Here is a 22,903-nt window from a genome sequence, read left to right as displayed (position 1 = left end):
ATCCACCGATAATCTGTGACCAGTCACCAATTGGAGAGACACATGTCAAACGCCCAACTCGAGACCGCCATTGAAGCTGCATGGGATGCACGTGATACCATCACACCGTCCACCACTGGCGAAACCCGCGATGCCATTGAGAGCACCTTGGCTGCTTTGGATAGCGGCAAACTGCGTGTCGCTGAAAAGACCGATGATGGCAGCTGGCATGTGAACCAATGGGCGAAAAAGGCCGTACTGTTGGGCTTCCGCATCAAAGACATGGAACAGCACGAAGGTGGCCCACAAGGCGCTGGCTGGTGGGACAAAGTTGATAGCAAATTCAAAGGCTGGGGCGACGCCCAGTGGAAAGACGCAGGCTTCCGCGCAGTGCCAAACTGTGTTGTGCGCAAATCAGCGTTCATCGCGCCAGGTGTTGTGTTGATGCCATCATTTGTGAACCTCGGTGCGTATGTCGACGAAGGCACCATGGTTGATACATGGGCAACTGTTGGTTCTTGCGCACAGATCGGCAAGAACGTTCACCTGTCTGGCGGCGTTGGTATCGGCGGCGTGTTAGAGCCGATGCAGGCCGGCCCGACAATCATTGAAGACAATTGTTTCATCGGCGCGCGCTCTGAAGTTGTTGAAGGCTGCATCGTGCGCGAAGGCTCTGTTTTGGGCATGGGTGTGTTCATCGGCCAATCGACAAAGATCCTTGACCGTGAAACAGGCGATGTCTTTTACGGCGAAGTTCCCGCAGGGTCCGTTGTTGTTGCAGGCTCAATGCCGTCCAAAAACGGCGTGCATCTTTACTGTGCCGTGATCGTGAAAAAGGTCGATGCAAAGACCCGCTCAAAGACATCTATCAACGAGCTGTTGCGTGACTGATAAACCCAAAAAGGAAAAGCGTCCCCACTTCGTCTATACCTTGCTGGTCCAAGTGGGCCGCAAGGATGGCGACGGCTTGCCTGACGGGGCAACCGGCGGGGCGCTTATGCTTTATTCATCGGGCGTTGATGAGGCCGAAGCAGTGCGCGAAGCCGTTGCTATCTTAAAGCAAGCGGACCTCGCCCCACTGGATGTTTCCGGCTACGGCACCCTTGAGGAACGTCTTGCTGAAGGACACGATATTTCGGATGACGAGCGCGCATTGATGCAGCGAGCGTTGGACGAGAATTCAGTCGTTGTGGCACAACTAACCCCTTTCTTTGACGAACAGAAATAGCAGGGGCCAACGTGCCTTACTGCGGGTTCGTTCCAAACCATTTGCGATAAAGGCGCGCGTAGGTTCCATCTTCGCGCAAGCGTAGCAACAGCCTGTTCACAGGCTCTGCAAGACTGCTGCCCGAGGCCAGAGCAAAGCCATAGTTTTCACGCATAAACACAGGCCCCGCCATCTGTCCGACACCCTCACCTATCGTTGAAGTGTAGTAGGTCAAAACCGGACTATTAAAAACCGCAGCGTCTGCTTTGCCACTTTCAAATGCCTTAAGCAGACCGCCCAAGCCTTCATACCCCACATAGCGGATATCGCGCCCGTCCAAGAACGCCGCCGCAGTCGAACCTTCAACCGTTGCGACCCGCTGCCTATAAAGATCATCCGGTCCGTTAATCGATGATGTGATCGCATTCACGGTCAAAACCGATGTAATTTTCGCCACAAAAACAGACACAAGAAACAACGATGCAACCACTAGGAACGTGCCCAGAATGCGCCCCAACGCCGTCCGTGGTACGCGCTCCTCAAAGCCCCCGTTCACCACCAGATTAAGCGCCCACCAAAACGCCGGAAACGCCATCTGTTTGGCGGTGCCTTCAAAGTACGGCTGCGCATTTCGCTCAAGGCGCCACATGATCATACCGCCACCAAACAACAACGCAAACGCCCCGATGACCGCCAGCAACACATCCGTCGAAAACAGAATGGACCAGATGCTAAGACTATTGCCACCCGCCGGCACCATGATCTGTAAACCGCTGGCAAAAATAGGGCGCGAGAAATCAAAAACTTCTTCGCGCGCAGAAGTAACCGAGATGTTCGCAACTGCTAAATCCGCACGCCCTGTCTCAACTGCGTCCAGCATATCCGCAAACTGCTCAAATCGGATGACTTCCGTTTCACGGCCAATGCCCTGAGCCACTTCACCCAAAGATCGAGACTAAAGCCCGTCTCCTTGCCCCCTTCCACAAGTGAAAAGGGCGCACGCGTGACTGTCGCGACGACAATGGGATCAACTGCCTGAGGGGTACCAACGGTTGGCAAAACAATCAAAGCGAGGGTAACAAAAAACCGATAAAACATGCTAAACACCTAACTCAGCAAAGTATCGTTGCAAAGGCTCAAGCGTGACACCTGTGCTTAGGTTTGCATCCGCCTAAGCCCGACGGTAGGTAAGACTGTCTACAACAGTCAGGTGCGCCAATGTCCCCAGTCGATCCCGTTCAGCTTACCGCCGATCTTGTGCGTTGCCCCAGTGTAACGCCCACGGAAGGCGGCGCGCTTGTGTTGCTTGAGAAGCTACTTTCTGAGGCGGGATTTGAGTGTACGCGCGTTGACCGTGGTGAGACCGCAAACCTATTCGCCCGTTGGGGAACCAAAGGTCACGCCAAGACGTTCGGTTTCAATGGTCACACGGACGTGGTCCCAATTGGCGACGCAGCCGCTTGGAAATTTGACCCTTTCGGCGCCGAGGTTGTGGACGGCACGATGTACGGCCGTGGCACAACTGATATGAAATCAGGGGTAGCAGCATTTGCAGCAGCCGCCATTGACCACGTGCGCGACACACCGCCCGACGGCGCGTTGATTTTGGCCATTACAGGCGACGAAGAAGGCCCCGCGTTGGACGGAACCATCGCTTTGCTAGAGTGGATGGACGCGCAGAACGAACAGATGTCTGTCTGCCTTGTGGGTGAGCCGACCTGCCCCGATGAGATGGGTGACATGATGAAAATTGGACGTCGCGGTTCGCTCACTGCGTGGTTCACAGTCACAGGCAAACAGGGGCATGCGGCATATCCGCATCGCGCCAACAATCCGCTTCCTGCCATTGCGCGCCTCGTTGACCGCATCGCAAGCCATGAGCTGGACCAAGGTAGCGATCACTTTGATCCATCGACCATCGCCGTCGTCACAATCGATACGGGCAACCCCGCAACAAACGTCATACCTGCGGCGGCAACAGCGGCTGTGAACATCCGGTTCAATGACCTGCACAGCGGTGAAACCGTTTCTGACTGGCTGCGTGCCGAAGCTGCCGAAATAAGCAAGGCCTTCGACATTGACGTTTCAGTGGATATCAAGATCAGCGGCGAGAGCTTCATCACGCCGCCGGGTGCGCTATCCGACATGGTGGCCGCCGCTGTGCAGGCTGAGACAAACCGCGTGCCGACGCTGTCCACGTCTGGCGGCACGTCCGATGCGCGCTTTGTCAAAGATCATTGCCCCGTGGTTGAATTTGGATTGGTTGGTAAATCAATGCACCAAGTCGATGAACACGTTGAAATTGCCCATATCCACCAACTCAAAACAATCTATGCACGCATCCTTCGGGATTACTTCGCCTAGCAGGACGTGATAGGCCTCGGCCCATGAGCACACTTCCTACACGCGCCGATCTGCTACAATGGATCGAAGACAACCCGACCCAATCCAACAAGCGCGATATCGCCCGCGCGTTTGGCATCAAAGGGGCTGCCCGCATCGATCTAAAGCGGATGCTAAAGGAGCTTGAAGCAGAAGGTCATCTGGCCAAGCGCAAGCGCAGTTATTCTGATCCCGAAAAGTTGCCGCCCGTCTCTGTGTTGCAGGTGCTTGCGCCAAACGCTGATGGTGACCTTTTTGCCCGTCCGCTGGAATGGCACGGCGAAGGTGCTGAGCCCGTAGTTCTCATGATTTTGCGCGCAACTGATCCTGCACTTGGTGCCGGTGATCGCATTTTGGGCAAGCTGACCGAAGTAAAAGGTGGCGATCATACCTATGAGGCCCGCGTTATTCGGCGTATTGGGCAAGCGGCCGCAAAGGTTGTCGGCATCTTCAAAAAGTCCGCCGAAGGTGGACGCATCCAACCAATCGACAAAAAACAAGATCGCGAATGGACAGTGGCCGCAGATGCCACGGGTGGCGCAAAAGACGGTGAATTGGTCGAAGGCGAAGCCGCCGGCCCAAAGGGCCGCATGGGCCTACCACGGGCGCGAATTACAGCAAGACTTGGCGACCCGACTGCGCCCAAAGCAGTGTCTCTGATCGCTATCCACCAACACGCCATCCCTGACGATTTCCCCAGTAATGTGCTGGCGGAGGCAGACGCCCACAAACCCGCCCCCTTGGGCACACGTACCGATCTGCGCGATCTGCCCTTGATCACCATTGACCCATCAGACGCACGCGATCACGATGACGCCTGTTTTGCCATGGCTGACCCCGATCCTGCAAACGCAGGTGGCCATATCCTTTGGGTCGCGATTGCCGATGTGGCCCACTACGTCACTTCTGGCTCGGAACTTGACCGCGAAGCACGCAAGCGGGGCAATTCAACTTACTTTCCTGACCGCGTCGTGCCGATGCTGCCTGACCGGTTATCTGGGGATCTGTGCAGTCTGCACGAAGGCGTGCCGCGTGCGTGTATCGCCGTTGAAATGGTGCTTGATGCCTCTGGCGAAAAACTGCGGCACAGGTTTGTGCGTGGGTTGATGAAATCTCATGCGTCCCTTCATTATGAAGAAGTCCAAGAGGCGATGGACGGCCGTATAAATGATCGTGTCGCGCCGTTTATGGATGACGTCATCCACCCACTTTATGCAGCTTATGCAGCACTCGTTGAGGCACGTAAGCGCCGCGGCCCGCTTGATCTTGACCTGCCCGAACGCCGCATTGAGCTTGCGGAAAACGGCGAGGTCCAGTCTGTGAATTTCAAAGATCGGCTGGACGCGCACCGCCTGATTGAAGAATGCATGGTACTTGCAAATGTCGCTACTGCAGAAGAGTTGATCGCGCGCAAACAACCGCTTTTGTTCCGTGTGCACGAAGAACCAAAGCCCGAAAAGCTTGAAAGCTTACGAGAAACCGCACAATCAAGCGGGTTTAATTTAGCCAAAGGTCAGGTGCTGCAAACCCGACATCTCAACAAATTGCTGAACGATGCGGCGGGCGGCGAGCACGCGGAGCTTATCAACATTAGCACCCTTCGATCGATGCAACAGGCCTACTACTTCCCGGAGAACTTTGGGCATTTCGGCTTGGCACTTCGCAACTACGCACACTTCACATCGCCAATTCGCCGCTATGCAGATTTGATTGTGCACCGCGCGCTTGTGACAGCACACGGCTGGGACAAAGACGGCTTATCGCCGTTTGATATCGAAAACCTGCAAGAGACTGCACAACAAATCAGTGATACAGAGCGCCGCTCTATGGTTGCTGAACGCGACACAACTGACCGCTACCTTGCTGCCTATTTGACTGAACGCGTTGGCAACGAGTTTTCCGGTCGGATCAGCGGCGTGGCGCGCTTTGGCCTGTTTGTGAAGCTTGATGAAACGGGCGCTGATGGTCTGGTGCCTGTGCGCACAATTGGCTCTGAATATTTCCACCACGATGCGGATGAACAGACCCTGATGGGCAGCGATACAGGCCGTGTGATCGGCCTTGGTCAACGTGTTACCGTGCGGCTTGCCGAAGCAGTCGCCATGACGGGCGGGATTGAGCTTGAACTGCTCACGATTGATGGTGAGACCATCGCCAAAGGGCCATCAGGCAAGAAACGCTATGGCCGCGGTAAAGCTGGGCCTAAGGGAAAATCTTCAGGACCAAAGGGCAGTAAATTCAAGAAGAAAGCCGCCAAAACCAAACGCAAAGTAACGCGCACGCGCAGCTGATTGGAACTGAACACGCAACAATTCGCCGCATCACTTGCGTTTGCCGCAAAAACGACGACTAATCTGCTAAGACGAGGGTACTTTATCAGGCGGGCTGAATGCTATGCGGTGCTTAAAAGTTTCGATCTTGGCCTCTTTTGCACTTTCATGTGCGCTCGTTTTGCCTGCGCAAGCTAATGCGCCAACCTCATCTTTGCGCCCGACGTTGCGCGAAATACCCCAAGCCGTACAACTGACTGCGGCGCAGGCCACCCAACCCATCACGTTACTACAAGGCCGATCCCTTCGGCCCAAAATGCGCGGCGCTAGCACGCAAGTTGCCCCCAAGAAGGAAGCCGTTTTGGTCCAAGCCAGCACCACACAAGACAACGCACGCTTCACCCGCTGGGTACGATCGTTCAAATCTCGCGCACGCGCCAAAGGTATTTCACAGCGCACAATTGACAACGCATTTGAAGGTGTCCGCTATGACGCAAAAATTATTGAGCGTGATCGCAACCAATCTGAATTTACCAAAACAATTTGGGACTACCTTGATAGTGCCGCTTCCGCATCAAGGGTCACAAACGGCAAAGCTGCATTGCGCAAGCACCGCAAAGCATTCGATGCGATTGAGGCAAAATACGGCGTTGAGCGAGAAATCGTGGCAGCCGTGTGGGGCCTTGAAAGCGCCTACGGAGAATTTCGCGGAAACGAAGACATCATCGAAGCATTGGCTACTTTGGCCTTTGACGGACGGCGCGGCCGCTTCTTTGAACAGCAATTGATCGCAGCGCTTGAGATCCTTGATAACGGGGACGTCAGTCCGCGAAACATGACCGGCTCTTGGGCGGGCGCAATGGGCCACACGCAGTTCATCCCCACCTCTTATCTGGCCTACGCGGTAGATTTCACAGGCGACGGCAGGCGCGATATTTGGTCCGATGATCCAACAGATGCGCTTGCATCAACTGCGGCATATCTGAAGCGCTTTGGCTGGGTCAAAGGCATGCCTTGGGGTGTAGAAGTGCAGCTGCCACGGGGATTCAATTACGCACTGGCAAGCCGGAAAATCAAAAAGATGCCCTCAGACTGGGCGGCGCTTGGTGTGCGCGATATGAGCGGGGGAAGAGTGCGGGATTATGGCGCTGCCTCGCTTCTTTTGCCCGCCGGCGCGCAAGGTGCAGCCTTTATGATTTTCAAAAACTTCAACGTGATTGAGCGTTATAATGCAGCGGACGCCTATGTGATCGGTGTGGGTCATCTGGGAGACCGCCTGAAAGGTGACGGCCCGATCCGCGCGTCATGGCCACGTGGTGACCGCGCCCTGAAATTTGCAGAGCGTAAAGAATTGCAAGAACGGCTAAGTGCTGCGGGTTTTAGCACCCAGGGCGTGGACGGTAAAATAGGACCGAACACGATTAGTGCCGTCCGCGCATATCAACGAAGCGTAGGCGCGATACCGGATGGCTACCCGTCATTAAGCATACTCAAAGCCCTGCGCTAGAGGACTTAAGCCCGCTCTAAAATCAGCATCAGATACCGGTTATTGTAACAAAACGCATCTGCGTTACGGGTTTTGTGGTTCAACCGTTGGTCAAGCCGAACACGCCGCCGTTCGCTTGAAAAGAGCCCAAATGCCCGCGCGATAAACCACCGCGTTTTTGGCTTTTTGGCCTGCAACTCTGCATCGATGCGCGTCGTAGCGAAACCGATTACGTTGAAAAGCTGCTGTTCAAGATCAACAGATGGGGCGACCGCCGCTGTGATATCTTCCTCAGACGTCACAACAAAGCCGTGTCGCGGCACCGCATCTTGGAAGAGGTGAAGCGCGTGCCCCCCGCCAACCTTATGGTTCAAATCCTCACGGACAAAGTTTTCCGAGCGGAAGCAATCAGCGATGACAATCACGCCGCCTTTCCGCAACAAGGTATTCGCTTTCGGCAAACTTTGATCGACAGCAATATATTGAAAGCTTTCAGAGAACAGACATACATCAAAACGATCAGCCGTTTCGAAATCTTCGAACTTCATCAAATGCACACGGGCAGCGGGCGCGTTCTCGCGGCAGCGCGTTGCCAAAAATTCTGACGGCACCACAATATCAACATCATAGCCAAGATCGATCAGCTTACGCGCCGGCTCACCTGCCCCGCCCCCGATATCCAAAATACGCGCCGGTGCAGGCGGCAAAAGCTTGAAAAGTTTATCGGTATAGGCAGCCTGAGCCGCACCAAGGTTGGCGGCATTCACCTCAAGACCAGTCCATAGTCCGTAGTGAAGATTTTCAGCGCCCGTCAGCCACGACATAAATTTCAGGCCGACATCAAGTCCGATCGCACGGGTATCAATACGTTGGTTAATCATACATAAATTCGTAGTAGGACTTGGCAGCTTTTGCCAGCGCATTTAGCGTATCGTGTTCGATCCACACTGGCGGCCCTTGTGACACGCAACGACACTGCCGATATCATCTGCATTCGGATTGACGAATGTTGTGTCACCACATGGCGAAAGATGCAGCGTGTGCTCCGCCCCGTTGGTTTGCACAAATGCGAGGGTTTGCACACCGCTTTGCAGGCTTCCACACCATGAAGCCGCACAATCCACCTGCAGGCCAATCGTGCTGCTCCAAGGCGCGACAAAGCCAGCCTTCGTCAGATAATAGCCACTAAATCGCGCTGGCGTTTGTCGCGCTTGGCGTGACTGCTTCATATCTTCTGCGGCGGTCTTCAAAGCACTCCCATCAAAAAGAAAACGCCCCAAAACCACCATGTATTGCGTATCTGAATTTGCGGCTTTCAAATAAGTCGCAGCAGCATCTGCGCGCAGACAGCTCAGCGCCTGCGCTTGTCCCGCTGTGCAAAGCATCACCGCCAATAGCATGCCGCGCAAAACGCTCATAGCCTATGCTGAAACTCTGCTAAAACGGCCTCGTAAACACCGCGCTTGAACGGCACAATCGCATCGACAATCTGCGATGCGGGCATCCATTTCCACGTTGAGAACTCAGGCTCTTCGGTGGCGATGTTGATCAACGCATCATCCCCATGAAATCGCAAAAGGAACCACTTCTGTTCTTGGCCGCGATAGCGCCCTTTCCATAATTGCGGCACCAAATCATGGGGTAGATCATACGGAATCCACCCATCCGTTTCGGCCTCAACTGTTACGGCAGACGCAGGCACACCAGTCTCTTCTTCAAGCTCGCGCAGTGCGGCGACTTGGGCATCTTCACCCTCGTCTATGCCACCCTGCGGCATTTGCCACGCATCTGAAAACCGGTCCAAACGTTGTGCCATAAACACATGGCCGTCTTTGTTTGCCAGCATAATGCCAACGTTAGGACGATACGGCAGCGCCGCAATTTCATCAGGTGTCACGGTTGCTTACTCCTGCGGGCCAAGGGCACTAAGCCCTTTGAGAATATCAATCGCATAGGCCAGTTGATAATCTTCCGTGCGAAGTTCTGCGGCTGCACGCGCACGCTCGCGGTCTGCTTCAATCTGTTCAATCTCATCCTCGGTCAAGCTGTCGTTGTTAAGTGAACCGCGCAAGTCTGCCTCGGAACGTGACGCACGCGCGGGTGCATCCGTATCTTCCGCGTCCGTCGGATCCAAGCGGGGCTGTTCAACAATGATATCGGGTGACACCCCAAGCGACTGAATAGAGCGGCCCGAAGGCGTGTAGTACCGCGCAGTCGTCAGGCGGATCGCACCATCACCGCGCATCCGCATGACAGTTTGAACCGAGCCTTTACCAAAGCTTTTCGTCCCAATCACAATCGCACGGCGATGATCCTGAAGCGCACCCGCAACGATTTCGGACGCGGACGCAGAACCGCCGTTGATCAAAACCACCAATGGCTTTCCGTCAATCAAGTCACCCGGTGTGGCATTGAAACGCTCGCCCTGATTTGCCTCACGGCCGCGAGTAGACACGATCTCGCCCTTCTCCAGAAATGCATCTGAGACGCGGATCGATTGGGTCAAAAGCCCGCCGGGGTTGTTGCGCAAATCAAGCACAACGCCGTTGATATCATCAAGACCACCAGCTTTCTCGATTTCCTCTTCCAAGCCATCTTTCAGGTTTGGATAGGTCTGATCGTTGAACGTGCTGACGCGCAACACAACAGTGTCACCTTCTGTACGGGCACGCACAGCCGTTAGCTTGATCACATCGCGGGTGATTGTGACATCAAATGGCTCGTCAATATCTTCGCGCACGACCGTCAGGACAATGTCCGTGCCAACCAAGCCGCGCATCATTTCAACAGCTTCATCAAGGCCCAACCCAAGAAGACCTTCACCGTCCACGTGGGTGATGAAGTCACCCGCAAGAATCCCCGCTTCATCCGCAGGCGTTCCGTCCATGGGCGCCACAACTTTCACGAAACCCTCTTCTTGGGTCACTTCAATGCCCAAGCCACCAAACTCGCCACGGGTTTGAACCTGCATCGCTTCTGCGTCCGCAGGTGGTAAGTAACTTGAGTGCGGATCAAGCGACGTAAGCATGCCGTTAATCGCTGCTTCGATCAGTTCACCCTCGTCTACTTCCTCAACATATTGGCTGCGGATGCGCTCAAAAATATCGCCGAACAGATCAAGTTGTTGATACACATTGCCAGAGGATTGGGTGTCCTGCGCCAACAACGGTGCGGCAACTTGAGTTGTCAAAATAACGCTCGAAAGAGTGCCAACGGCGGCAGCCATCACAAGTTTTTTCATCACATTCCTCTCTGGGGCCAACATGGTGCTACGGCACGGCCCAGCTTATTTTTACTGTGCAAACCACTCGGCGGGATCCACCGGCGTATCGTTTTCTCTTAATTCTATATAGAGCGTTTCTGAGCGTGATGCGCCACCCACCTGCGTCGTTTCGCTCAAAATTACGTCAGATCCGCCCATCAGCCCGACAACATCGCCTGCTTCAAGAACCTGCCCGACAGAGCCAAACACCCGTTTCATCCCCGCCAAAACGACCAAAACATCCGTTGCCGGCTCAAGAATGATGACATTGCCATAGTCCAAAAACGGGCCGAGATACCGCACAGTCGCAGCCATTGGCGTTGTAACCCGCGCCTGCGGTGCAGTCGCCATGATCCAGCCGGGCCGTACGATGCCTGCCGCATCAGGCTGACCAAAACGGCGCAAGACAGCACCATCAACCGGTAACGAAAGCTTACCTTTCAGAGGTGTGATTGCATCAATGTCTGCAGCACCACGGTCTGCAAGCCCCGAGGCAAAAGCCGCCAACGTTTCACTGGCATCCAGCAACAACGCCATGCGTACCGGGTCTTCGGAAAACCGTCTGGGCCGATCTGTGCGGCGTGAAATTGCCTCGCTTAGTTCTGTGCGCGCGGTCTGCACCCCGTCCAGCCCCGCCAGCAAATCTTCACGCGCCGCATCCTGTAAGGACCGGACAATCTGTAATTCGGTCAGTTGCGCCGAAAGCGATCCAGCTTGCGATTGAAGTGCAGGCACCACAGCACCCACCATCATGCCCGCCCGCGCTGTGCCTAATGCTCCGTTGGGATGAAGCGTTACTTGTGGGCCGCGCGCTTGGCCAACTGTCTGCATCACCGCCAACAGCCCCGAAATTTCCGCAGATTTTTCTGACAGCTCACGGGACAGTACCTGTTCACGAAGGGCCGCGCGCCGCACCTCTGAACGCAGCGCGCTCAGGCCCGCTTCATAGGCATCAACAACTTCGGTCAACGCGGTGATCCGATCTGGTGCGCTTTCGGCATTCTCAAGCGCGATCGACGCACGGATCAATTCGTCAGCAGCCGCGTCTGCCGCCTCTTGCGCGGTCATGCCAGCGTTTTGCGCCAGCGAAACTTGCGGCGCAAAAAATGTACTGACCAACAAAAGACATATGAAGGCCGTTCGGATCAAAAGAGCGCGTCTCCGGTCATCTCGTCGGGCTTGGGTAGTCCCATCAATTTGAGAAGGCTTGGCGCCAAATCAGCCAAGCGACCGTTGCGGAGCTTTGCGTCATGCCCGACCAATGCCACAGGCACTGGGTTCAACGTATGCGCAGTGTGCGGCCCGTTCGTTTCAGCGTCCCACATGACCTCACAGTTGCCGTGATCCGCGGTGACAATCATCACCCCACCGGCGGCTTCAAGCGCTGACAGAACCTGCCCCAACCCTGCATCAACTGCTTCGCACGCAGCAATGGCAGCGTCCAAATCACCCGTGTGTCCAACCATGTCCGGGTTGGCATAGTTGGTGACGATCAAATCATACCCCGCCCCAATCGCCTCAACGAATTTTTCTGTCACTTCGTTGCACGACATTTCAGGCTGCAAATCATAAGTGGCGACTTTGGGAGACGGCGCCATATAGCGGTCCTCACCAACTTCTGGCTCTTCTTGGCCGCCGTTCAAAAAGAACGTCACATGGGGGTATTTTTCTGTCTCGGCCAGACGGAATTGGCGCTTGCCTTGCTTGGCTACCCAAGCGCCCAGAGTGTTGATGATTTTTTGCTTGGGATAGGCCACCGACATATAGCGTGAATGCGCATCAGAATAGCTGACCATACCCAAGACAGCAGCCCATTTAACGGGGGTCCCGCGATCAAAGCCATCGAACGCGGGTGCAGCGATAGCGGCCATAATCTCGCGCGCACGATCAGCACGGAAATTCAGACAGAAAAAGCCGTCACCATCTTTGGCACCCTCGTAACCGTCAAGGACGCTGGCGGGCAAAAACTCATCAGTGATGTCCTGCGCATAGCCCGCTTGCACGACATCATCAGCGGCTTGGGCGGCATTACCTTTGGCGCAGATCATCGCGTTATATGCAGTGCTGACGCGCTCCCAACGGTTGTCGCGGTCCATCGCAAAGTAGCGACCTGTAACGCTCACGATACGGGCCTGCTGTGGTAAGGCTGCTGCCAATTCGGCCATAAAGTGATCTGCGGATTTTGGCGCAACATCGCGCCCATCGGTAATGGCGTGCACCACGCACGGCACCCCAGCGTCGCAAACCGCTTTTGCCGCCGCCGCAATGTGCAGCAAGTGTCCATGCACACCACCGTCACTGACAACACCCATCAAATGCGCAGTGCCACCGCTTTGCTGAAGTGTCGAAATAAACGTCTGCAACTGGGCATTTTCAAAGAACGAGCCATCCTCAATCGCCAGATCAATTTGCCCCAAATCCATCGCGACGACGCGGCCCGCACCAATGTTTGTGTGACCAACCTCGGAGTTACCCATCTGACCTGTTGGCAGACCGGCGTCATTTCCGTGTGTCAAAAGCTGCGCAGAAGGGCACTGCATGATGCGATCAAAGTTTGGCGTATGGGCGAGTTTTGGTGCGTTGAAATCCGCTTCCTCGCGCAGTCCCCAACCGTCCAAAATACACAAAACTACAGGCTTCATCTCAGCACTCCTCAGATCCATTCCCACATTAGCCGCAGCGCCAACGCCACGGAAGTCACAACCACCAAACCCTTGATGACACGCGCTCCGGCGCGCATTGCAAATCGCGCACCCACACTTGCACCACCAATTTGCGCGACACCCATGGCAAGGCCCGTGGCCCACCAGATGTCAGCTACCAACGCAAACATCACCAGTCCACCGATGTTACTGGCAAAATTGAGAAGTTTCGTGTGCGCCGTCGCCTTCAGCACCCCGAACCCTGCAAACATGACGAACGCCAGCATATAAAAGGAACCCGCACCCGGCCCCAAAACACCGTCATAGAACCCAACGATTGGCACACAGATCAGCCCAAACACCACCGGCGTCAGCCGCGCTTTGCGGTCTAGGTTTCCAAGGTCAGGCTTAAAGGCAAAAAACAGCGCAACCCCAATCAAAACCATCGGCAAGATACCCCGGATCAATCCAATAGGCAGCGCACTTGCGACGAAAGCACCGATCAATGAGGCACCAAACGCAAGCACCGCCCACCGAAACTGGCTACGCCAATTGACCAATCCCGCGTGCGCATAACTGATCGCAGCCGTGGCCGAGCCGAAACACCCCTGAACTTTGTTGGTGCTTAGCGCCTGAAGCGGGGTTGCCCCCGCCAGCAACAACACTGGCAACGTAATCAGGCCGCCGCCTCCTGCGATGCTGTCGACAAAGCCCGCAACAAAAGCGACCGCCAGCAAAAGCGCAAGAAGCTCTGGGCCGACCTCAAACAAACTGGTCTTTCGAATATCCCTGAAGATAGAGCAAAGCAGTCAAATCACCGTGGTTGATGCGCACACTGCACTGCTCAGCCACTGATGGTTTGGCATGAAGCGCAACACCAGTTCCTGCGCGCGACAGCATACCCAGATCATTGGCACCATCCCCAACCGCAATCACGTCTTCGACACCAATCCCAAGGCGTGCCGTGATTTGTTCAAGAGCATCTACTTTGGCTTGTTGCCCCAGAATTGGGCGGCCAACCTCACCCGTCAGAACGCCTGCTTCGACACATAGTTTGTTGGCGCGATTTTCGTCAAAACCAAGCTGTGCGGCAACGGCCTCAGTAAAAGCCGTGAAGCCACCCGAAACAAGCGCAGCGTAACCGCCATTTGCCCGCATCGTGGCAAGCAAAGTGGCCCCACCGGGCATCATCTCAATACGCATATCCAGCACTTTTTGAATGACTGCTTCGGGCAATCCCTTAAGCAAGCCGACCCGTTCGATAATTGCTTCCTCAAAGTCCAACTCACCGTTCATGGCGCGTGCTGTGATCGCGGCAACGCGCTCCCCAAAACCCGCCTCATCAGCCAGCTCATCAATGCATTCTTGGCGGATCATAGTGCTGTCCATGTCAGCCAAAAGCATCGCTTTTTTACGACCAAAGGCAGGCTGTACGACCAGATCAACATGCTCACGCTGAAGATCGGCCCACACGTCCCACAAATTGGAAGGGGTATCTGCGATGGCGAACTCAGCGGCCTCACCCGGGCAAAGATGAACCGGTTCTTGGCCACCCCACGCCATGCGCAACGCATCAACCAAAGCTGCATCCAAACGGGGGCCAATAAGCGAAGCAATATACATGGTGGGTCTCCTTTGCTCCTATTCACACCAGCACCCGCAAAGCCACAACCCCTCTGGCCTGTTTGCGCCCCCGCAAAGCGGCGATTTTTCAGCAAAAGTTTCCAATCCGCTCAAAATACGTCGCAAAAAGTGTGCGACCTGCCGCCACAGGGCCATTTTCGGAGTTGTTTCGCAGGTGCAGCACCCGTATGTCCGGCGGTGGGACACCCTTCCCCAACGAAGGGCACTTATCTGTAAGGATAGATATTATGACGACGACGAAACCGGCGACAAAGCCGCTTAATCCGCGATTCTCATCCGGACCATGCGCAAAACCCCCCACTTGGACACTTGATGCACTTCGTGACGCGCCTCTGGGCCGCTCGCACCGCGCAGCTGTTGGCAAAGACAAGCTGAAGGCAGCGATCGAGACCACACGTGAGATCCTCGATATTCCTGCTGATTACAAAATCGGCATTGTTCCCGCGTCTGACACGGGTGCTTATGAGATGGCCATGTGGTCACTGCTTGGTGAGCGTCCTGCTGAGATGGTTGCGTGGGAAAGCTTTGGCGCGGGTTGGGTTACTGACGCAGTCAAACAGCTGAAAATCGAACACACCGTTCACACCGCCGAGTACGGCGAAATCGTGGACATGGCCTCTCTGAATTATGATAATGATGTCTGCTTTACGTGGAACGGCACTACGTCCGGTGTTCGTATGGCGAACGGCCATGCGATCCCGTCTGACCGCGCTGGTCTTACCTTGTGCGACGCCACATCGGCTGCTTTTGCGATGTCTTTGCCGTGGGATAAACTGGATGTAACGACGTTCTCGTGGCAAAAAGTTCTGGGCGGCGAAGCGGCCCACGGCATTTTGATCCTTAACCCACGCGCGGTTGAGCGCCTTGAAAGCTACACGCCACCATGGCCGTTGCCAAAGATTTTCCGCCTGACCAAAGGTGGCAAATTAATCGATGGTATTTTCTCTGGTGCCACGATCAACACGCCCTCAATGCTGTGCGTCGAAGACTATCTGTTCGCCCTTGAATGGGCCAAATCTGTTGGCGGCCTCACTGGCCTCAAAGCACGCGCACAAGCAAACGCCCAAGCGATTTGGGATTTTTGCGACAACAACGATTGGATCGACAATCTGGCCGTTGATCCCGCAACGCGCTCGGTCACCTCTGTGTGTCTGAAGTTCACAGATCCACGCATCACAGATGGTGCCGCCTTTGCGAAAGCGGTCGCGAAACGGCTGGAAGCAGAAGGTGTTGCCCTTGATGTGGGTGCCTACCGCGATGCACCGGCCGGACTGCGCATCTGGTGTGGCGGCACTGTTGAAACCTCGGACATTGAAGCAATGTTGCCGTGGCTACACTGGGCGTTCCACGCCGAGCTTGACGCTTAATTGATACCGCGAGGCAAATGCCTCGCGCGCTCCCCACTCTCAAAATTCAGCCCCATCAGATCGCGCAAACGCATCGGGGGCATTTATTCAAAAGGACATGCAACATGGCCCCTAAAGTACTTATTTCCGACAAGCTTTCAGAAGCAGCAGTTCAAATTTTCCGTGATCGCGGCATTGATGTGGACTTCATGCCCGACCTCGGCAAAGACAAAGAAGCCCTGCTGGCCGCTATTCCAAAATATGACGGTTTGGCCATTCGCTCTGCCACCAAAGCAACTGAGAAAATCATCAACGCGGCTGACAACCTGAAGGTTATTGGCCGTGCAGGAATTGGCACAGACAACATCGACAAAGACGCCGCGTCCAAAAAGGGTATCATCGTGATGAACACCCCTTTCGGCAACATGACCACAACCGCCGAACATGCGATTGCGATGATGTTTGCTGTGGCGCGTCAAATCCCCGAAGCAAGCGCCTCCACGCATGCAGGCAAATGGGAAAAGTCCAAATTCATGGGTGTTGAGCTGACGGGTAAAACACTTGGCGTAATCGGTGCGGGCAACATCGGTGGAATCGTTTGTGACCGCGCCAAAGGCCTCAAGATGAAAGTGCTGGCCTTTGATCCGTTCTTGTCTGAAGAAAAAGCCGACAAAATGGGCGTCACCAAAATTGAGTTGGATGAGCTGTTCGAAAAGGCTGATTTCATCACGCTGCACGTTCCAAAAACCGAACAAACAGCCAATATGATCACTGCAGAACGTCTGGCCCAAATGAAAAAGGGCGTCCGCATTATCAACTGCGCGCGTGGTGGGCTGGTTGATGAAGATGCGCTGGCTGCGGCCCTGAAATCTGGTCATGTGGCTGGTGCGGCGTTCGATGTTTTCGCTGTTGAGCCCGCAACTGAAAGCCCTCTGTTCAACTTGCCAAACGTTGTCGTCACACCACACTTGGGCGCTGCAACAACCGAAGCGCAAGAAAACGTGGCGCTGCAAGTCGCCGATCAAATGGCCAACTACCTGCTGACCGGCGCGGTTGAGAATGCGCTTAACACGCCATCCATTACGGCCGAAGAAGCCAAAGTCATGGGCCCTTGGGTTGAGCTGGCGTCACACTTGGGTAACTTCACAGGTCAGATGACCGACGAGCCGATCAAAGCGATCAACATTCTGTATGACGGCACCGTTGCACAAATGAACCTCGAAGCGCTGAACTGCGCTGTCGTGGCTGGCATCATGAAAAAGGCCAACCCAGATGTGAACGTCGTATCTGCACCCGTTATTGCCAAAGACAAAGGCATCCAAATCAGCACCACAAACCAAGACAAAACCGGTGCGTTTGACGGCTATATCAAAGTGACCGTTGTTACCGACAAACGTGAGCGCTCTGTAGCCGGTACGGTCTTTAGCGACGGCAAGCCGCGCTTCATTCAGATCAAAGGCATCAACATTGATGCAGAGATCGGTCAGAATATGCTCTACACCACAAACGAAGACGTGCCGGGCATCATCGGTCTGTTGGGTAACGCAATGGGTAAGAATGGCGTGAACATCGCCAACTTTACATTGGGCCGCTCGGCGGTTGGTGGTGAAGCAATCGCACTTCTATACATCGACCACCCGATTCCAGATGACGTGATCGCTGCTTTGAATACTACCGGTATGTTCAAACAAGTACGGCCTCTTGCGTTCGACGTAAAATAGCAGCCATTTCACAATTGTACGACAAAGGCCCGCGCTTAACCTCGCGGGCCTTTTTGTGTCCAAAGTTTCCAACCAGCCCAAACCGCCGTACCGCCAAAGAAAATGGATGACAGACCAACAACTTCTACCCACGCCATGCCGGACACGCCGCGAATACTCACCGCGATGACCATGAACGCCAGCCCAGCAATTGACGCGAGCAGCCGAAACCAAAGTTCTGAACGTGAGGGACCAAACATTGCGTACTCCTATTTGCAAAAAGAACTAGGGGGCACGCCGCAACTGGCCAGCCGCTAACGCTTTTTTCATCACTTTGACCGTACCGTTAGCCAACACGAAGCACCAAACGAGGACGGGGATGGATATCAACCAACGGCTTTCCGAAGAACGACGCCTGCGCCTTAAGGCGGAGCATCTGCTTGAACACAAGCAGGGCGAGCTGATGGCTGCCAATCGCAAACTTGGCCTTTATGCACGCCGACTTTCAGATGAGATTGTTGAAACGCGCAAAGCGGTTGTGTCCGCAGTCGGCGAAACCACACGGGTCAAATTGGACCTGACGATCGCTGAAGAAAAAGTTGACCGCACCGAACGCCGGCTTTGGGACAGCATTGAAACAGTTCGCGACGGTTTCGCGATTTTTGACACAGACAACCGCATGATCCTGTCAAACCCCGCCTATGTACGGCTGTTTGACGGGCTGGAAGAAGTCCAACCTGAGATCATGCTGCAACTCCCTTGCGAAGAAGGGTTGATCGACACGGGCGAGATGACGCCTTCTGACTGGCGCACAATGATGCTGCAACGCTGGATGCGCGATGAAATGGAGCCAGTGACCGTTCGGTTGTGGAACGGCGAGTATGTGCGCGTGATGGACCGTCGCGGCGCTGACGGGGACATCGTATCACTGGTCATCAACATTACCGAAACCATCACACATCAGCGCGAGATTGAGGTGGCCCAACGCAAAGCGGAAACAGCCAACCGCACCAAGTCGGCTTTTCTTGCCAATATGTCTCACGAGATCAGAACCCCCATGAACGGCATCGTCGGCATGTCCGATTTGCTGCGCGATACACAGCTTGATGACGAACAAAAACTGTTCGTCGACACAATATATAACTCAGCAGAGGCGCTGCTGGTCATCATCAATGACGTGCTTGATTTTTCCAAAATGGAAGCCGCGCGTCTTTCACTTTTCCCTGAGCCTTTCGACCTGCAAAAATTGCTATCCGAAGTCATTATGCTGCTGCGGCCTGCTGCGGAAAATAAAGGGATCGAGCTTGATCTTGATCTAAACTCCTACGTGCCGAATACTCTCATCGCGGATCCTGGGCGGCTGCGCCAGATCATCACGAACCTCGTAGGAAATGCGATCAAGTTTACCTCCGAAGGGGCCGTTTCAATTCGTGTGAGCGGAAGTTTTGCAGTATCACCCCCAACGCTCAGCATCGAAATTGAAGACACAGGGATCGGCATTCCCGCCTCTAAGTTATCTAAAATCTTTGGCGAATTTAACCAAGTAGAGGCAACTCAGAACCGCCAGTTTGACGGCACGGGGCTTGGCCTCGCCATTAGCAAACAATTGGTAGAACTGATGAACGGCACAATTTGGGTCAACTCGATTGAGGGCGATGGATCGGTTTTTGGCGTAACCCTGCAAGTTGAAACAGCCAACGATCAGCCAGTTTCCGAGCGACGAAAAATGCGGATTTTGGCCGCCGAAGACAACGCCACAAACCGTCTTGTCTTCTCCAAAATGGTAGAGCCGCTGAACGTGGATGTGACATTCGCCAATGACGGAAAAGAGGCCATCGAAGCCGCGGCCAACATTGATCCCGACCTAATCTTTATGGACATTTCGATGCCAGAAATTGACGGAAGAGATGCGACACGCGCGATCAGGGCAACTGATTGGGGTGCTCAGACTCCCATCTGCGCCCTTACTGCACACATCATGAACGGTGACGCGCAAGAGCTTTTGGAATGCGGCCTTGATCACTACCTTGCCAAGCCGCTTAAGAAAAACCAGATCGTTGAAATGATCAGCCGCTATCGACCGGACGACGCACTCCCCCTAAGCGGAGATACTGCACAAGATCAGCTAAGGTAAGGACGCACAAAGGTGAGCGTCTTGTCATCGCTTTCGCTTGGCTCAAAAACATAACCACCACTGTCGAACTGTTTAACGCCATCCAAATCTGTCACGCGGTTTTCAATCACAAAACGCGCCATCGCCCCACGCGCACGTTTGGCGTAAAAGCTAACCATTTTTGAACGACCGTCTTTGTTTTCCAAAAACTTGGGCGTGATGATGTCGATGTTAAGCGTCTTTTTGTCTACGGCCTTAAAATACTCTTGGCTGGCACAATTGACCAAAGCAGTCGCGCCAACTTCTTCTGCTTGCGCATTCAATGCTTTTGCGATCCGCGAACCCCAATAGGCGTAAAGCGTGGCGCCATGATCCGTTTTTAAACGGCTGCCCATTTCAAGGCGGTAGGGCTGCATCCCGTCAAGCGGACGCAAAACGCCGTAAAGCCCCGACAAAATACGCAGGTGGTTTTGCGCATATTGCACAGCGTCTTCGTCAAGCGTTTTGAACTCAAGGCCCTGATAAGTATCGCCATTGAACGCTAGCGCTGCAGGCCGAACCGCGTCCGTAGCGGGGTTCTTGGAGTAGGCCGCAAACCTGTCTGCGTTCAACTGTGCCAAATCTTCACTGATGTGCATAAGCTTGCGCAACTCATCAATCGACAGGTCACGTGAGACCTGAGCAAGCTCAAGCGCTTCATTGGGAAACTGTAGATCGGTCATGGCAACGCCATCTTGTGCGTCCCAGTTCAGGGCCTTGGCGGGCGAAATTGTAACCAGCATTGCTGCACTCCTCGTCGTTCATGAATGATTTAGAGGAAACTCCGCTAATCTCAAGCCTCGCGCAGCACCTCAAGAAACGCATCGCCAAACCTGTCCGCACGCTTATCGCCAAGCACCCGCTCGACACCGCTCAGATCACGCGGACGCTGCTTTACCAAACGTGCAAGCAGGGATGCAGAACAACTTAGCGGTTTGGCCGTACCATCTTCGCCGCGCATCAAATCACTTTGCACCTCAAGCAATCGATCATAAGTCGAGCCTTCGGATTTACCTGCCATCTTGCGCCGCTGCGGATGCATTGCGGCGACTTCACCCGCGATTACTTGCAAAAATTCAGCGCCGTACCGCTCAAGCTTTTTGGCACCCACGCCGCCAATTCGCGCCATATCATCCAAAGTTTGTGGCCGTGTTTGCGCCATCTCTATTAGGGTTTTGTCATTGAAAATCACGTAAGCTGGCGCATTGGCGCGCTCAGCCAAGCCACGTCGCTTAGCTTTTAGGGCGGACAAAAGCGGCGCGTCTTCTTCGCCAACCAATGTTCTTACCGCCGGACCCATACGTGTTGCTTGGATCGTGTCACGACGCAGGGTGATACCCTCCTCATCGCGCAAAATCGGGCGTGCACGATCGGTCATCGTCAGTGCACCGTGGCGCTCGGGGTTTGGGCGTACCAAATCATGCCCCATCATTTGCCGGAAAATGGCCTGCCACTCGCGCTTGCTCCACTCGGTCCCGACCCCAAAAGTTGGCAGGGTATCGTGGCTACGCGCTAACACTTTTTCGGTTTTGTCCCCGCGCAAAATATCGATCAGGTGACCCGCGCCAAACCATTCACCTGTGCGCAAAATTGCCGACAGGGCCATGCGTACGGGTGTCGTGGCGTCAAATGTATCCGCAGGGGTGTCGCAAAGATCACAATTGCCACACGGCTCGGACGTTTCCCCGAAATAAGCCAGCAGTTGAACACGGCGGCAACCGAGCGCTTCTGCCAAACCCATCAGCGCATTCAGGCGACCATGATCTGCGATGCGCCGTTCAGCTGGGGCAAGCCCCTCATCAATTTGTGTGCGGCGAAAACGAACGTCATCGGGACCAAAAAGTGTCAACGTGTCAGCCGGTGCCCCATCGCGACCGGCCCGCCCAATTTCTTGGTAATAGCCTTCGATCGACTTTGGCAAATCCGCGTGCGCGACCCATCTAATGTCAGGCTTGTCGATACCCATGCCAAACGCAACTGTTGCACAAACGATTAGCCCATCTTCTTGTTGAAATCGGCGTTCCACCTCGCGGCGGGCCTCAGGCTCCATACCGCCGTGATAATTGCACGCACTGTGCCCAGCGTCGCGCAACGCATTCGCAAGAGTTTCCGTCTTGGCGCGGGTCCCTGTGTAGACAATGCCACTCAGCCCTTTACGCGCAGCAACAAAGTTCAGAATTTGCTGTCGTGGGCTGTTTTTCACATCAAAAGCCAAGGCAATATTGGGCCGGTCAAAGCCGTGCAAAAACGTCTCTGGGGCTTCTTGCGCAAACAGCTTTTCAACAATTTCTTCGCGTGTTTCTTGATCGGCGGTCGCCGTGAACGCAGCAAGAGGTACATTCAGACCCTGCCTCAGCTCCCCAATCCGCAAGTAATCAGGCCTGAAATCATGCCCCCACTGGCTGACGCAATGGGCCTCGTCTACCGCAATGAAAGAGACATTAGACCGCTGCAACATGTTGAAAGTTGCAGTTCCCGAAAGCCGTTCTGGTGCCATATAAAGCAGCTTCAGGCGGCCCTCGGACAAGGCATCAAATACAGCCTGCGTTTCTTCTTCGGTGTTGCCTGAGGTTAATGCACCCGCCGCGACACCAGCTTCTTGAAGCGCACGAACTTGGTCACGCATCAACGCAATCAACGGTGATATCACAACAGTTAACCCGTCGCGAACCAAAGCAGGAAGCTGAAAGCACAGCGATTTTCCTCCACCTGTTGGCATAATCGCCAAGGTGTTTTTGCCCGCTATCACGGCGTCTACAATCTCGTGCTGTCCCACGCGGAAATCATCGAATCCAAACGTGTCACGCAAAATGCTCTGCGGGTTTTTCATTGA

General features: G+C 54.6%; 20 protein-coding genes. 8 read left to right on the top strand and 12 right to left on the bottom strand.

All coding sequences use genetic code 11. The annotated features are described in order from the left end of the window. The first annotated feature begins 42 nt into the window (after positions 1-42). Positions 43-870: a 2,3,4,5-tetrahydropyridine-2,6-dicarboxylate N-succinyltransferase gene (gene dapD / locus NIG5292_RS06385; protein ID WP_048598648.1), complete on the top strand. Its 828-nt coding sequence runs from the start codon at positions 43-45 to the stop codon at positions 868-870. Beyond that, positions 863-1,207 (top strand): DUF8846 family protein, encoded by a 345-nt coding sequence (locus NIG5292_RS06380; protein WP_048598647.1) that lies wholly within the window; start codon positions 863-865, stop codon positions 1,205-1,207. Before dapD ends, NIG5292_RS06380 begins: the two co-directional genes overlap by 8 nt. A gap of 16 nt (positions 1,208-1,223) precedes the next feature. Here the strand turns inward: NIG5292_RS06380 and NIG5292_RS06375 are convergent, their stop codons facing one another. Continuing rightward, a complete protein-coding gene (locus NIG5292_RS06375) occupies positions 1,224-2,123 on the bottom strand; it encodes a transporter substrate-binding domain-containing protein (RefSeq protein WP_233488192.1) in 900 nt (299 codons plus the stop codon). 281 nt (positions 2,124-2,404) lie between these two features. On the opposite strand from NIG5292_RS06375, the gene dapE reads away from it, so the two are divergent. The 3 genes from dapE (at position 2,405) to NIG5292_RS06360 (ending at position 7,345) form a co-directional block, all read left to right on the top strand. Beyond that, complete coding sequence (dapE, locus tag NIG5292_RS06370; protein ID WP_048598646.1) at positions 2,405-3,550, top strand: succinyl-diaminopimelate desuccinylase; 1,146 nt, start codon at positions 2,405-2,407, stop codon at positions 3,548-3,550. Positions 3,551-3,573: 23 nt separating this feature from the next. After that, positions 3,574-5,859 (top strand): ribonuclease R, encoded by a 2,286-nt coding sequence (gene rnr / locus NIG5292_RS06365; protein ID WP_048598645.1) that lies wholly within the window; start codon positions 3,574-3,576, stop codon positions 5,857-5,859. A gap of 103 nt (positions 5,860-5,962) precedes the next feature. After that, on the top strand, positions 5,963-7,345 hold the full coding sequence (locus NIG5292_RS06360) for a lytic murein transglycosylase (RefSeq protein ID WP_048598644.1): 1,383 nt from the start codon (positions 5,963-5,965) through the stop codon (positions 7,343-7,345). Between the two features lie 5 nt (positions 7,346-7,350). Here the strand turns inward: NIG5292_RS06360 and NIG5292_RS06355 are convergent, their stop codons facing one another. The 8 genes from NIG5292_RS06355 to serB form a co-directional block, all read right to left on the bottom strand. Then, positions 7,351-8,205: a class I SAM-dependent methyltransferase gene (locus NIG5292_RS06355; protein ID WP_048598643.1), complete on the bottom strand. Its 855-nt coding sequence runs from the start codon at positions 8,203-8,205 to the stop codon at positions 7,351-7,353. A 42-nt stretch (positions 8,206-8,247) separates the two neighbouring features. Then, positions 8,248-8,742 carry a hypothetical protein gene (locus NIG5292_RS06350; RefSeq protein WP_048598642.1) on the bottom strand — a complete coding sequence of 165 codons (495 nt, stop codon included), beginning with the start codon at positions 8,740-8,742 and terminating at the stop codon, positions 8,248-8,250. Further along, positions 8,739-9,221, bottom strand: coding sequence for an RNA pyrophosphohydrolase (locus tag NIG5292_RS06345; RefSeq protein WP_048598641.1), 483 nt, complete (start codon positions 9,219-9,221; stop codon positions 8,739-8,741). The genes NIG5292_RS06350 and NIG5292_RS06345 overlap by 4 nt, the downstream gene beginning before the upstream one ends. A 6-nt stretch (positions 9,222-9,227) precedes the next feature. Next, entirely contained in the window at positions 9,228-10,565 is a 1,338-nt protein-coding gene (locus NIG5292_RS06340) for a S41 family peptidase (RefSeq protein ID WP_048598640.1), read from the bottom strand. 51 nt (positions 10,566-10,616) lie between these two features. Continuing rightward, the gene (locus tag NIG5292_RS06335) at positions 10,617-11,654 is read right to left on the bottom strand and encodes a murein hydrolase activator EnvC family protein (RefSeq protein ID WP_143081912.1); all 1,038 of its coding nucleotides are present in this window, start codon (positions 11,652-11,654) and stop codon (positions 10,617-10,619) included. 77 nt (positions 11,655-11,731) lie between these two features. After that, a complete protein-coding gene (gene gpmI / locus NIG5292_RS06330; RefSeq protein ID WP_048598639.1) occupies positions 11,732-13,228 on the bottom strand; it encodes a 2,3-bisphosphoglycerate-independent phosphoglycerate mutase in 1,497 nt (498 codons plus the stop codon). Positions 13,229-13,239: 11 nt separating this feature from the next. After that, positions 13,240-13,998 (bottom strand): TSUP family transporter, encoded by a 759-nt coding sequence (locus NIG5292_RS06325; RefSeq protein ID WP_048598638.1) that lies wholly within the window; start codon positions 13,996-13,998, stop codon positions 13,240-13,242. Then, complete coding sequence (gene serB, locus NIG5292_RS06320) at positions 13,991-14,851, bottom strand: phosphoserine phosphatase SerB (protein WP_048598637.1); 861 nt, start codon at positions 14,849-14,851, stop codon at positions 13,991-13,993. The genes NIG5292_RS06325 and serB overlap by 8 nt, the downstream gene beginning before the upstream one ends. Positions 14,852-15,099: 248 nt before the next feature. Here serB and NIG5292_RS06315 point away from each other — a divergent pair, with 248 nt between their 5' ends. Both NIG5292_RS06315 and serA read left to right on the top strand, forming a co-directional pair. Next, positions 15,100-16,239, top strand: a complete 1,140-nt coding sequence (locus NIG5292_RS06315) for a phosphoserine transaminase (protein ID WP_048598636.1) — start codon at positions 15,100-15,102, stop codon at positions 16,237-16,239. Positions 16,240-16,343: 104 nt separating this feature from the next. Then, positions 16,344-17,939: a phosphoglycerate dehydrogenase gene (serA, locus tag NIG5292_RS06310; protein ID WP_048598635.1), complete on the top strand. Its 1,596-nt coding sequence runs from the start codon at positions 16,344-16,346 to the stop codon at positions 17,937-17,939. A gap of 35 nt (positions 17,940-17,974) precedes the next feature. On the opposite strand, the gene NIG5292_RS06305 is transcribed toward serA, so the two are convergent. Next, the gene (locus tag NIG5292_RS06305) at positions 17,975-18,178 is read right to left on the bottom strand and encodes a hypothetical protein (RefSeq protein ID WP_048598634.1); all 204 of its coding nucleotides are present in this window, start codon (positions 18,176-18,178) and stop codon (positions 17,975-17,977) included. Positions 18,179-18,297: 119 nt separating this feature from the next. On the opposite strand from NIG5292_RS06305, the gene NIG5292_RS06300 reads away from it, so the two are divergent. Next, positions 18,298-20,052 carry an ATP-binding protein gene (locus NIG5292_RS06300; protein WP_053084843.1) on the top strand — a complete coding sequence of 585 codons (1,755 nt, stop codon included), beginning with the start codon at positions 18,298-18,300 and terminating at the stop codon, positions 20,050-20,052. Here the strand turns inward: NIG5292_RS06300 and yaaA are convergent. Both yaaA and recQ read right to left on the bottom strand, forming a co-directional pair. Then, the gene (gene yaaA / locus NIG5292_RS06295; protein ID WP_048598633.1) at positions 20,040-20,813 is read right to left on the bottom strand and encodes a peroxide stress protein YaaA; all 774 of its coding nucleotides are present in this window, start codon (positions 20,811-20,813) and stop codon (positions 20,040-20,042) included. The genes NIG5292_RS06300 and yaaA overlap by 13 nt on opposite strands. Positions 20,814-20,863: 50 nt before the next feature. After that, positions 20,864-22,900, bottom strand: a complete 2,037-nt coding sequence (gene recQ / locus NIG5292_RS06290; RefSeq protein ID WP_048598632.1) for a DNA helicase RecQ — start codon at positions 22,898-22,900, stop codon at positions 20,864-20,866. Positions 22,901-22,903: the final 3 nt, after the last annotated feature.

Source organism: Nereida ignava (assembly GCF_001049735.1).
GTDB classification, from domain to species: Bacteria; Pseudomonadota; Alphaproteobacteria; order Rhodobacterales; family Rhodobacteraceae; genus Nereida; species Nereida ignava.
The sequence above is the reverse complement of the archived record's forward strand: the minus strand, read 5'-3'. Positions and strand labels throughout refer to the sequence as shown.